General features: G+C 70.3%; 8 protein-coding genes. 4 read left to right on the top strand and 4 right to left on the bottom strand.

Annotation, left to right across the window (positions count from 1 at the left end; all coding sequences use genetic code 11):
- Positions 1-12: 12 nt before the first annotated feature.
- Positions 13-3,246 (bottom strand): alpha-L-rhamnosidase, encoded by a 3,234-nt coding sequence (locus G3I19_RS06030; RefSeq protein ID WP_164260261.1) that lies wholly within the window; start codon positions 3,244-3,246, stop codon positions 13-15.
- 232 nt (positions 3,247-3,478) lie between these two features.
- Here G3I19_RS06030 and G3I19_RS06025 point away from each other — a divergent pair, with 232 nt between their 5' ends.
- Entirely contained in the window at positions 3,479-4,378 is a 900-nt protein-coding gene (locus G3I19_RS06025) for an aminoglycoside phosphotransferase family protein (protein WP_164260259.1), read from the top strand.
- Between the two features lie 674 nt (positions 4,379-5,052).
- Here the strand turns inward: G3I19_RS06025 and G3I19_RS37285 are convergent.
- The 3 genes from G3I19_RS37285 to G3I19_RS06010 form a co-directional block, all read right to left on the bottom strand.
- Complete coding sequence (locus G3I19_RS37285; RefSeq protein WP_239073999.1) at positions 5,053-5,379, bottom strand: hypothetical protein; 327 nt, start codon at positions 5,377-5,379, stop codon at positions 5,053-5,055.
- A gap of 616 nt (positions 5,380-5,995) precedes the next feature.
- The gene (locus G3I19_RS06015; RefSeq protein WP_164260256.1) at positions 5,996-7,495 is read right to left on the bottom strand and encodes an FAD-dependent monooxygenase; all 1,500 of its coding nucleotides are present in this window, start codon (positions 7,493-7,495) and stop codon (positions 5,996-5,998) included.
- Positions 7,492-8,127: a PadR family transcriptional regulator gene (locus G3I19_RS06010; RefSeq protein ID WP_164260254.1), complete on the bottom strand. Its 636-nt coding sequence runs from the start codon at positions 8,125-8,127 to the stop codon at positions 7,492-7,494. The genes G3I19_RS06015 and G3I19_RS06010 overlap by 4 nt, the downstream gene beginning before the upstream one ends.
- Positions 8,128-8,430: 303 nt before the next feature.
- Between G3I19_RS06010 and G3I19_RS06005 the strand changes: the two genes are divergently transcribed.
- The 3 genes from G3I19_RS06005 to cbiE form a co-directional block, all read left to right on the top strand.
- A complete protein-coding gene (locus tag G3I19_RS06005) occupies positions 8,431-10,653 on the top strand; it encodes a LamG-like jellyroll fold domain-containing protein (RefSeq protein WP_164260252.1) in 2,223 nt (740 codons plus the stop codon).
- Positions 10,650-10,928 carry a DUF6332 family protein gene (locus G3I19_RS06000; protein ID WP_164260251.1) on the top strand — a complete coding sequence of 93 codons (279 nt, stop codon included), beginning with the start codon at positions 10,650-10,652 and terminating at the stop codon, positions 10,926-10,928. Before G3I19_RS06005 ends, G3I19_RS06000 begins: the two co-directional genes overlap by 4 nt.
- Positions 10,929-11,135: 207 nt before the next feature.
- A partial coding sequence (gene cbiE / locus G3I19_RS05995) for a precorrin-6y C5,15-methyltransferase (decarboxylating) subunit CbiE (protein ID WP_164260249.1) occupies positions 11,136-12,005 on the top strand: 870 nt, incomplete at its 3' end.

Genomic DNA, 12,005 nt, shown 5'->3' with positions numbered 1-12,005 from the left:
GGGCCCAGGAAGTCAGTCGGCGGCCCGGACGGCGAAGCGGTGCGTCCCCGATCCGGCGTGGAAGACGGCGCACCCGTCCTCCATCCGCAGGAACGTGGCCGCTCCGTGGTCGACATCGGACGCCCGGCCGGCGGCGATCCACACCTCCGCCGTCGTGTTGGGCGGCAGCGACACGGTGAGCCGGAACCCGCCGGACGTCGTCCAGTGGGTGGTGACCGGGCCGTAGCGCGAGTCGAAGCGGCCATCGGCCTCCGTCACCCCGCCGCCGGGACGCGGCCTGATGACCGTACGACGGAATCCGGGAGCGCCGGGGGCGATGCCCGCGATGTTCGCGTACATCCACTCGCCGACCGAGCCGTACGCGTAGTGGTTGAAGGAGTTCATCGAGGCGTCCTGGAAACCGCCCTCGGGCCTGATCGAGTCCCAGCGCTCCCACATCGTCGTGGAGCCGCGGTCGATCTGGTAGCCCCAGCTCGGGAAGGTGCGCTGGAGCAGCAGCCGGTACGCGACATCCGTGTGGCCCGTGGCGGTGAGCACGGGCAGCAGCCGCGGTGTGCCGAGGAAGCCCGTCGACAGGTGCCAGTCCCTGTCCTTGATCAGCTGGACCAGCCGGTCGGCGGCCGGTCCGCGTTCGCCGTCCGCCAGCAGATCCATGGAGAGGGCCAGCACATAGCCGGTCTGGGTGTCGCCCTCGACCCTGCCGTCCGCGGAGACATACGCGGCGCGGAAGGCGGTACGTATCTGCTCGAAGAGGGCGCGGTGCGGCGCCGGGTCCTTGCCGAGCGCGCCCGCCGTCCGGGCGACCAGGTCGGCGCTGTGCGCGAAACAGGCCGTGCCGATGACGTCCTTGGGTGTCTCGTCGTCGACGTTGAGCCAGTCCCCGTACCCCTCCGCCGGGCGGAGCAGCCCGTCGCTGTGCTGCCGCAGATAGCCGAGCCACCTGACCATGGAGTCCCAGGACTCCTCCAGCACCCGGGTGTCCCCGTACGCCTGGTAGAGCGCCCAGGGCACGGTGACCCCGGCGTCGCCCCAGCCCGCCGACCCGTTGCCGATGGGCCCCACAGCCGGAGCCACATCGGTGAAGCTGCCTTCCGCGGTCTGGTTGCCGCGCAGATCGGACAGCCACTTGGTGAGGAACCGTGCCGACTCCATGGTGTAGGCCGCGGTGGGCGCGAAGACGTTGATGTCACCGGTCCAGCCGAGCCGTTCGTCACGCGCCGGGGTGTCGGTGGGGACCGAAAGGAAGTTGCCGCGCTGGCCCCAGGTGATGTTGCTGTGCAGCTGGTTGAGCAGCGGGACGTTCGTCCTGAACTCCATCGTGAACGGCGCCGACGTATGGATGACCCGGCCGGTCACGGCGCTCAGCGGCGGCCGGCCCGGATAGCCCGTCACCTCGACATAGCGGAATCCGTGGAACGTGAAACGCGGGGCGTAGGTCTCGGTGCCCCGGCCCGCCAGGGTGTACGTGTCCGTGGCCGCGGCGGTGCGCAGATTGGCCGTGTAGAGCGTGCCGTCGGGGTTGAGCACCTCACCGTGGCGCAGCTGCACCGTGGTCCCCGCCCTGCCCTTGCCCGGCACCCGCAGACGGACCGAGCCGACCATGTTCTGGCCGAGGTCGAAGACGAAGACGCCCGGCTCGGGCTCGGTGACCTCGCGGGCCGTGATCTCACGCTCCACGCGCGACGGGGCGTCGACCGCGGCCACCGGCCGGGCCGCGACCCCGGTCACGACGGCGGCCGGGACCCACCCCGAGGCGTCGAAACCGGCCCGGGTCCACCCGGGGGTCTCCCGGCGGGCGTCGTAGTGCTCGCCCATCAGCAGATCGGCGTCGGTCACCGGACCGGTCGAGACACGCCAGTCGGCACCCGACCCGATGCGATCGGTCGTACCGTCCTCGTACACCACCTCCAACTGGGCCAGTACCGCCGGAATGCCGCCGTACTGATGCGGACCGAACGAGGCGACATGGCCCGCGTACCAGCCCGATCCGACCGTGAGCCCCAGCGCGTTGGCCCCCGATGCGAGCAGTGAGGTCACGTCGTACGTCTGGTACTGGACGCGGTGGTGGTAGTCCGTCCAGCCAGGGGCGAGCTGGTCCTCGCCGACCCGCTCGCCGTTGAGACTCGCCTCGTAGACACCCAGCGCCGTGGAGTACAGCCGGGCGCGTGCGACCGGCTTTGACGGCAACCGGAACTCGTGGCGGAGCTGGGCGGCCGGCGCCGTCGACGCGGCCACCTCGCCCCAGGGCCCCGTACCCCACGCACCGAGCACCCGCGCGGCCTGCCAGGAACCGTCGTCGAAACCCGTGGACTCCCAGCCGGCCGCGGGCTCCTGAAGCGCTGTACGCCATCCCGCCCCGGTCACGGAGGACGTCCTGGGGCCCTCCTCGCCGGTCACCTCCAGCAGGCCGATGAGCCCCGCCGCCCCCTCCAGCGCGTTCACCGCGGCGACGGCCACCACATTGGCGCCCGGGTGCAGCAGCCCGGTGATGTCCACGACGACCGGACGGCGCCAGGTCTCCGCGGGTCCGTACGGTGTGGTGTGCGCGACCTGAGTACCGTTCACATACGCGGTGAACCCGTCGTCGGCGGTCATGACGAGCCGGGCCCGGGTCACACCGGCCGCCACCTCCACGCCACCGCGGAACCAACGGGTCCCCGCCGGGGCGCTGTTCGCCGGATCACCCTCGGGGAACCAGATCCATGACGCGCCGTCAAGCGAGGGGGACGCCACCAGCGCGGCCGGCGCGCCGATCCACTGCGCCGACCAGTCCGACGCTTCCGTCAGACCGGTCTCCCACCAGGAGGGTTCACTCCACTCGGAGACCTCGCCCCGGTCGTCCCAGACACGCACCGACCAGTGGTAGCGCGTACGGGAGCGCAGCGGCGGCCCCGCGTACGGCACCAGGAGCGAATCCGGCGATGTCACTCTGGCGCTGTCCCACACATCGGGCTCGGACAGCCGGGCGGGGTCGGTCGCGACCCGGATCTGGTAGGCGGTCTGCGTCAGGTCGTGACCGCCGGACACGAGCGGCCAGCTCAACCGCGGCTGCGCCGCGTCGAGTCCGAGCGGCCGCCCGGCGTACTCCACGGTCGGCCCGGTGACGCGGACGGCGGCTTCCGCGCCCTTCCGCCGCCCCGCGGCTCCGGAAGCCCCGGCGGCGCGGGCGGCCGGCGCCGCTCCCGCTACCGCGGCTGCCGCCAGGGCCGCTCCGGTGGTGCTGAGCAGTCGTCTTCTGCTGATCATGTTCGGCTCCGTCACGACGCGGGAATGAATCGTTTCACCATCGGGGGAAGCTAGAGTTGGCCCTGTTACCTGTCAAGGGCTCCGGTACTGGTGGGCTCGCGTATTCAACTGTCGTGGGTTCCCTGAGGAACCCAGCCCGCCGGTGACCGGGGGTGATCGCCAGCGGGGTACCGGGGACTGGATCTTCCAAGGGCAAGGCCGGCTCCACCTGCCTCAAGTACTGTGGCTTCGCGTGATCGAATCCGAGATTGAGATCAGCGAGTACCTGGTCCGCGACCTGCTGCGGGAGCAGCATCCGGACCTGGCCGAACTGCCCATCCGTAAGGTGGAGGGCGGCTGGGGCAACCAGATGTGGCGCCTCGGGGACAAGTTGGCCGTCCGGATGCAGCGGATGGACAAGCTCCCCGATCCGCAGCTCAAGGAGCGCCGCTGGCTGCCGGCGCTGGCCTCGCGGCTGCCGCTTCCGATCCCAACTCCGGTACGGAGCGGGGCACCGTCCGAGCACTTCCCCAAGATCTGGACCGTCGTGACATGGGTTGACGGCACCCCACTGGACCATGGCTCGATCACCCGCGGGGACCACGCGGCCGACATGCTGGCGGCCTTCCTCAAGGCGCTGCATGTGGAGGCGCCCGCCGACGCGCCGGACGCCTCGGACCGCGGCGGCCATCCCAAGGAGTGCACGGACGGCTTCGAGCACTTTCTGCGGGCCGTGGACCTCGGGCACTTCGCCGAGGACGACATCCGGGCCGTGTGGGACGACGCGGTTGCGGCTCCCGAGTGGGAGGGCCCGCGGGTGTGGGTACATGGTGACCTGCATCCCGCAAACGTCGTCGTCGCGGACGGCACACTGGCGGGCGTCGTCGACTTCGGCGATGTCTTCGCCGGCGACCCGGCATGGGACCTCGCCGCCGCCTGGGTGTTGCTCCCCCCGGAGGGCGCCTCACGGTTCTTCAACAGCTACGCACAGGCGGATGAGGCAACGATCCGCCGGGCGCACGGGCTGGCCGCGATGAAGAGCCTGTTCCTGATACTGATGGGCCAGAACGGGGACCGCGGCCTACCCGGCGGCAAGCCGCACTGGGGGCCCGCAGGCCGGGCGGCACTTGATCGTGTTCTGAAGGGCCTTTGACTGGGGGCGATACTGGTGGCTCGCGTTTTCAACTGTCGTGGGTTCCCCGAGGAACCCAACCCACCAATGACCGGGGGTGATCGCCAGCGGCGTATCGGCTCCAGGTCCCGCCGGTCTCTCGCAGGAGGCGGCTGGTGATCTTGTCGTGGTAGCCGAGGGCCTCCGCGACGACGGGGCGGGCAGTTCGAGGAGCTGCTGTCGGATGGCGGCGCCGCGGGCGGCTGCGACCGGGATGCCGATCTCGCGCAGGAGTGCGGAGAGGTGGTCGGGACGGGCTGGCTGGCCTGCCCGTCGGCCGGGGAAGAGCCAGCGGGATGCCTGGTTGGTGGCGGTGTTCATGTTGTCGCGGTCTGCGATGTACGCCAGCAGCAGGGCTGCCGCTGGTTCGGGGACGGGTGAGGCGGGCTCTCCGAGCCGCAGAAGCGTGGCCTCTCCGTCGTGGGGCACGTCGTCGACTGTCAGCTGGCCGATCCGGGTGAGGGGTTGCGCGTAGAGGAGGACGATGACGCCGGCGACACGAAGGCGCATCGGTGTGTCTACGTCGGTCAGCAGCCGGCCGAGCGTGGCCAGGCGTTCGTCCTCGCTCAGGGTGGGCCGCCGGGAGATCTTCATAGTGGGGATGGCCAGGGAGCGTGGACACCTGCGACTCTGCCTGGCCCAGTTGAGGAAGGACCTCAGGCAGGTGCGACCGTGTTCGGTGTTCTTCGCGAACCATGCGTCGATGTAGAGCTGGCCGCACACGTGAGGGTGCTGTCCCGGGCGCTGAGCCACTCCAGGAAGGCCGTCGCGTACTTGATCTGCTCGGCCGCGAAGCGGCGGACGCTCGGTGTGATCCGGTTCCGGTCGGCCCGTTCCCGTAGGTGAGGAAGGACGTGCCAGGTCGCGAAGAGCTTGATCGTCTTGACATGCTCGGGATCGGCCTTGTCGGCCAGGTGACCGGGCAGCCATCGCTGGAAGGAGCAGATGTACTTGTCGACGGCGGGCAGGACTCCGCTGGCCATCAGGAGTTCTTCCAGATGAGCCGCTGCCGCCAGGGCTGGAGTTCGCCGACGGGACGTGTTCGCCATGGACGGGGACCGCTGGGGCGACCCTTGGGCGAAGCTGCTGGCTGGGGCCGGCACTGCAGCGGGGACTTGGAGGACCAGCTCGGTGCCCTCGGCCTGGCCCTGAGCTCCGTAGTGCTGTTCAACAGCCTCTACATCGCAGCGGCCGTCAAGCACCTGGCAGCCCCGACGGCTTCCCCGTCACCGACGAACTGCTCGCCCGGCTCTCCCGCTTCAGTACGACCACATCAACTTACTGGGCCGGTATGCCTTCACCCGGCCTCCGGCGCCGGGCCTGCGGCGGTTGCGCGACCCACACAGCGACGGCGAGACAGACGACGGCGAGGACGAGTAGCCACAGGCCCCACCGTAGAAAGCGGTCCGGCCTGGAGTCACCACCTATGACTGTGGCTGGACCGCCTTGTGCGAGGCTCAGCCGGTGGGCAGGAGGCGCGAGCCGTGCTCGCCGGGCTCGGACGGGGCGTCCTCGCATCGGTGGCCGACCCGGGTCAGGACTGTCCGGTCCCACGCCCTTCTGACCCGCCAACCGGACACGACGGCGGCAGCACCTGGCCTACGTCTGGAATGTTTCCGCGGACGCGGCGTCGGATCGTGCCGGGCCGAACCAGTGCTGGAGCGCCGGGTGGAGGCCGTCGGCGTAGCCGTGACCCGCAGTACGCAGCCAGGCAGTGTGCCCGTCCGGCCGCAGGAGGATGGCATGCAGTTCGGGATGGTCGGGGCATGCCGCAGTGACGAGGTCCACTCGGTCTGCCCATCCTGCGGCCGAATCGCGGATGGCGCTTCCTCCGGTCAGGTCGAGCAGCAGGCCGCGTCCTGAGGCGAGTAGCTCGGCCAGGCGTGTACAGCCGTCGCCCGTGGTCAGGGCGAGGTCGGGCGCCAGGCGGCCCAACCAGGGGTGGTTGGCGTCGGGACACATCTGGTAACGGGTGTCCAGTCCAGTGATGGTCTCGACGAAGGCGCGGTTTCCCGCAGGGTGGCCGGCAACGCGGGTCAGCAGGTCGGTGAGCGGCCCAAGCCGATCGTTGGCCTCGCCGAGCAGCACCTGGGCCTGTGTGTTGGCCAGCACATGCGCACCGGCGGTGTGGCGTTCGGCGTGGTAACTGTCGAGCACGTGTGCCGGTGCGGTGCCGCGGATGGTGGCGGCTAGTTTCCAGCCGAGATTGAATGCGTCGTCCAGGGCGGCATTGACGCCGATCGCCCCGGCCGGCGGGTGGATGTGCGCGGCGTCCCCGGCCAGGATGACCCTGCCCCGGACGTACTCGGCCGCCTGCCGGGCGGCGTTGCCGAACCGGGTCAGCCAGCGTGCGGCGCGCAACTCGACGTGGCGGCCGAGCGCGTCGTCCACAGCGGTTTGGAGCAGGCTCAGGGTGACCGGGGTGTCCTTGTCCGCGGGGGGTTGCCGGTCGGAGGCGATGATCCTGACGTAGCCAGGACGGGGAATGACGAATACAGCCCCGCCGGGGCCGGTGGTCACGCCGAACGGCAACGCTTCCGGGGCGGCGAGCTCGACGTCGCCGAGCAAGGAGAAACGGGTCGCCTCGGTACCGGGGAAGCCGATGCCGGCCTGTTTACGGACGGTGCTGCGGCCGCCGTCGCAACCGACCAGGTACGCGGCCCGGACGTGATACTCACCGTCGCCGGTGGTGACGGTGGCTGTGACAGACTCGGAATCCTGTTCCAAAGCGAGCAGTTCGTGTCCGCGCCGGATGTCGGCTCCCCGGCCGAGAGCGTGCTCCTCGAGGATTTCTTCGACCCTGGTCTGCGGGATTCCCAGTGAGTACGGATGGTCAGTATGCGCGCCTGCGAGGGTGAGTGTCACCGGCAGGCCGGAGAACGCGGCGTGGGGCACTTGCCAGCCCTCGCCGACCAGCCTCTCGGCGAGACCGCGCCGTGCCAGCAGGTCCAGGGCGCGGGCGTTGAGGTTGAAGCCCCGGCAGAAGCCCGGCCGCTGCGCGTGGCGTTCGACAACGACGGTGTCGACGCCGGCGAGCCGGAGCTCGCCGGCGAGTAGCAGCCCGGCCGGACCGGCTCCCACGATCAACGCATCGGTCATCGGGTGCTTCCTTTCCGGTCCGAGGGGGCGGACCCGGTCCATCCTTGTTCGGTTCGCCCGACCTCGGGCCAGGACAGGCTGCCGTCGCGGATCTCGGTGATGGTCCGTCGCGTCCAGGCCAACTCGGCCTCCCAGGCGTGCAACGCGCACTCGACTTCGATCATGAACAACCGGGGGACTGCACCAGAGCCGACCGTGTCGGCCAGCACCCTGTTCGTCTCATCGATCCGCTGGGTCAGATGCCCCGCCCGTTCGGCCAGTGCTTCTGCTGCCCTGTCCGGACCGAGTGCGCCGAGGTAGGACACCGCGGCCATGAACTTCGGGTATTCCGCGACGGGCACGCGGAGGAGTTCGTCGATCCAGCGCACGAACTCGTTCTGGCCCAACGCGGTTGTCGCGTACACGGTTCGCTCTGGCCGCCTGCCATCGCGCGCCGTCTCCACCGGCTCGATCCAGCCATGCCGAACCAACGCCTCGACTGTGTCGTACAGAGACCCAGAGTTGATCTTGAAGCTGCCGTCCTTGTGCCGCTCCCGCAGGGTGGATGCCATCTCGTACGGGTGCATCGGCTGTTCCTGCAACAGGCCCAGCACGGCCAGTGCCAGCGTGTTGGAGATCTTCCGCTTTGCCATCTATGTCACCGACCCCTAATAGTCGGAACCGACTATACGGAGTCGGCTACTCAAGGCAAGTCAGCGGCTCGGCACCACCTGGCTGACTTTTTATGACTCAAAGCATTCACTGCCGGGATCGGCCGCCCCATCCGGTTCAGGTCGGCCGGGAGGAGTGGCGGGTACGAAGGCCTTTCGGCAAGTACGGTGAGATACGGGGCGGTTGGGGTGGGCAGGGGACCTTCCCCGCTCGCCCCGGCCTTGTCGTATTCCGGATGTTCCGCGGTCCTCCGGACGGAGCCCGGTTCTTCTTCTGGGGGGTTCATGCAGAGATCGAGAACACTGTCGGCCGTTCTCGCCATGTCGTTCGCCACGGCCGGTCTGGGGGTGATCGCGGCGCCCGGCGCGTCCGCGATCACCCCGCCGGTGGCGTTCACGGCGGACGCGCTGCCGACCTGGCAGACCAACGGGATCGTCTGGGCGCTCGCCCAGAGCGACGGTGTGGTGTTCGCGGGCGGCACCTTCTCCGCGCTGCGGCCACCGGCCGGCGCATCGGGCACGGCACGGTCCGCGGTGAACTTCGCCGCCTTCAACGCCGCCACCGGCGCACCCACCAGTTGCACGCTCTCCTTCACGGTCGGCAGCGGTACCGCCACCGTGCGCGCCCTGGCCGTGTCGCCCGACAAGAAGACGCTCTACGCGGGCGGTTACTTCGGCGCCGTCAACGGCACCAAGGTGTCCTCGCTCGCCGCCATCGACATCGCCACCTGCAAGCCCAGGACCTCGTTCAGGCCCGCCTTCGCCGCGACCGTCCGGGCGCTGACGGTGACCAAGGACACGGTGTACGCGGGGGGCGACTTCAAGACCGTCAGCGGGCAGAAGCGCCAGCGCTTCGCCGCGGTCAAGGCGTCCGACGGGGCGGTGCTGCCCTTCACCGCCGACGCGGATGAGCCGGGCCGTGCCCTCGCGCTGACCCCGGACGGCAAGAACGCGGTGCTCGGCGGGGACTTCTTCAAGGTCAACGGAACGACCTCGCACGCCCTGGCCGTGGTGGACGCCACGTCGGGCAAGGTGACGAAGGCGTATCCGGGCTTCATCGAGACCAACTCGGTGGTCAAGACCCTCGACACGGACGCCACCGGGATCTACACCGGCAACGAGGGCACCGGCTTCGGCGTGTTCGACGGCCGGATCGCCCTCAACGCCGACAGCCTCACCCAGCGCTGGCGCGACACCTGCCTGGGCGCCACCCAGTCCATCAAGTCGTACAAGGGCGTGCTCTACAGCGCCTCGCACGCCCACGACTGCTCCAGCGTCGGCGGGTTCCCCAACGGGCCGCGCCACCACTTCCTGGCGCAGCCCACCACGGGCACCGGCAAGCTCGGCTGGACCCCGGACACCAACGACGGCAACGGTGAGGGGATCGGCCCCCGTGCGCTGAGCATCGCGACAGCGGGCTCCACCCAGTACCTGTGGTCGGGTGGCGAGTTCACCACCGTCAACGGGGCCGCCGCGCAGAGCCTCACCCGGTTCGCGTCCACCGGCGACAAGGGCGCCCCGACCGTCCCGGTGGGCACCGCGGTCAGTACGACACCGGGGCAGGTACAGGTGAGCTGGCGCGCCAGCTTCGACAACGACGACTCGAAGCTGACGTACAAGGTCTACCGCGACGGGTCCAGCACACCGATGGCGACCGTGCAGGCCGATTCGCTGATGTGGTCCCGGCCGCAGGTGTCCGTCAAGGACACCTCGGTCACCAAGGGCAAGAGCTACAGCTACCGGATCACCGCGTCCGACGCCGCGGGCAACACCAGCGCCAAATCGGCGGCCGTCACCGCCACCGCGGCCGCCGCGGCGGAGCGCTACCCGGCCGCGGTCCTCGGCGACGGGGCCTCGCTGTACTGGCGCTACGACGACCACACAGCGCCGTTCGTGGCGGACGTGTCGAGCGGCAACCGCTCGGGTGTCGACGTCAACGCGCCCGCGCTGCGCCAGACCCCGGGGGCTGTCACCGGCCCGTCGACGGCGATCGGGTTCAACGGCACCAACCAGTGGATATACAGCGACCGCCGGTACGCCGCGCCCGCCAAGTACAGCCTGGAGACCTGGTTCAGGACCACCAGCACATCCGGCGGCAAGCTGATCGGGTTCGGCGACAACACCACGGCCGACAGCAAGAAGTACGACAAGCAGGTGTACATGACGAATGCCGGCAAGCTCATCTTCGGAGTGAGCGGCAGCGGTTTCAAGACGCTCGTGAGCCCGAAGGCGTACAACGACGGTAAATGGCACCAGGCCGTCGCGACGCAGGGCCCGACCGGTATGCGGCTGTACGTCGACGGTCACCTCCTGGAGAGCAACACGGTGGCGAAGAGCGAGAGTTCCAGCGGCTTCTGGCGGGTCGGCGGCGACACACTGGCGGGCTGGCCCTCGCGCCCCACGAGCGGCTTCTTCAAGGGGCAGCTGGACGAGACGGCCGTCTACCCCGGGGTGCTCAGCGCCGCGCAGGTGGCCGACCACTACACGCTGGGAAAGAGCACCGGATGACAGGCGGCAGCCGGGCCGACCGCGACGCCACGACGGTCGAGATCGGCTACGCCCTGGTCAGCGCGGGCTTCCTGGGCGCGGTGGTGTTCGGTGCGATCGCCGGGCCCGCGGCCGTGTGGAATCTGCCGCACCGCGTCACAGCGGCCCTGCTGCTGACCGGGACGGTGGTTGCCGGACTGCTCGCTGTGGTGCGCGTGGTCCATGTGCTGCGTACGTACGAACGTGGCCGCAGGGAGCGGGACCGCACCGGCGGAACGGACACAGCGGCCCCCTGAGGCGGCGACCGCCCCTGGACGCCTGTCCTGTCTGCCCCGAGGCACCTGCCCCGGGGCAGACCCTTGTGGCGGGGATTTGTGCATGTCACAGAGGTGCCGCCAGAATGCGACTCCGTACCGATACCGAACCGTACCGATACCGAACCGACCCGGTCCGGACCTGGCTGAAACCCGCCCCGACCCGATCAAACCGTAAGGAACCCGGCTGTGGCCCCCGCACCACCCCCGCCCCCCGCCCCGGCGGCCGTCACCGTCGTCGGGATCGGAGCCGACGGCTGGGACGGGCTGCCCGCCGCATCGCAGCGGGCTCTGCTGCACGCCGAGACCCTCATCGGCGCCGCCCGGCAACTGGCCCTGCTCCCCTCGCGCTGCCCGGGAGAGCGGGTGGCCTGGCCGTCACCGCTGCGGCCCGCCGTACCGGGGATCCTCGCGGCACACGCCGGGCGCAGGATCGCCGTACTGGCCAGTGGCGACCCCATGTTCTACGGCATCGGGCGGGCGCTGACCGAGGTGCTCGGCGCCGACGGGGTCCGCGTGCTGCCGTCCCCTTCGTCCGTCTCGTACGCCTGCGCCCGCCTGGGCTGGCCGGTCGAGGACACCGAGGTCGTCACCCTCGTCGGCCGCCCCGTCGCCCGGCTGACCGCGGAGCTGTACGACCGCCGGAGGCTCCTGGTGCTCAGCGCGGGCGCCGCGACACCCGCCGAGGTGGCCGCGCACCTGACAGGCCATGGCTTCGGAGCGAGCCGGATGCGGGTACTCGAACAGCTCGGCGGCGAACGCGAGAACATCACCGACGGCACAGCGGCGGACTGGCCGCATCCGCCCGCCGACCCGCTGAACGTGATCGCCGTCGACTGCCGCCGTACCCCCGGCGCCCCGCGGACCGGCGCCGTCCCCGGGCTGCCCGACGACGCGTACGAACACGACGGCCAGCTCACCAAGCGCCAGGTGCGCGCCGCGACCCTGGGCGCGCTCGCCCCCGCACCCGGCGAACTGCTCTGGGACATCGGCGGCGGCTCGGGGTCCATCGCCATCGAGTGGCTGCGCACCCACCCGTCCTGCCGCGCCGTCACCGTC

Origin of the sequence: Streptomyces sp. SID10853, from assembly GCF_010548145.1 — a bacterium.
In the GTDB taxonomy this organism is placed as follows: domain Bacteria; phylum Actinomycetota; class Actinomycetes; order Streptomycetales; family Streptomycetaceae; genus Streptomyces.
This window is presented reverse-complemented; position numbering and strand designations above follow the sequence as displayed.

What these genes read in the sequence shown, in the direction of transcription:
- G3I19_RS06010 (WP_164260254.1), bottom strand. Translation starts at nt 8,127, where the DNA reads ATGGCAAAGCGGAAGATCTCCAACACGCTGGCACTGGCCGTGCTGGGC.
- G3I19_RS37285 (WP_239073999.1), bottom strand. Translation starts at nt 5,379, where the DNA reads ATGGCCAGCGGAGTCCTGCCCGCCGTCGACAAGTACATCTGCTCCTTC.
- G3I19_RS06005 (WP_164260252.1), top strand. Translation starts at nt 8,431, where the DNA reads ATGCAGAGATCGAGAACACTGTCGGCCGTTCTCGCCATGTCGTTCGCC.
- G3I19_RS06000 (WP_164260251.1), top strand. Translation starts at nt 10,650, where the DNA reads ATGACAGGCGGCAGCCGGGCCGACCGCGACGCCACGACGGTCGAGATC.
- G3I19_RS06030 (WP_164260261.1), bottom strand. Translation starts at nt 3,246, where the DNA reads ATGATCAGCAGAAGACGACTGCTCAGCACCACCGGAGCGGCCCTGGCG.
- G3I19_RS06015 (WP_164260256.1), bottom strand. Translation starts at nt 7,495, where the DNA reads ATGACCGATGCGTTGATCGTGGGAGCCGGTCCGGCCGGGCTGCTACTC.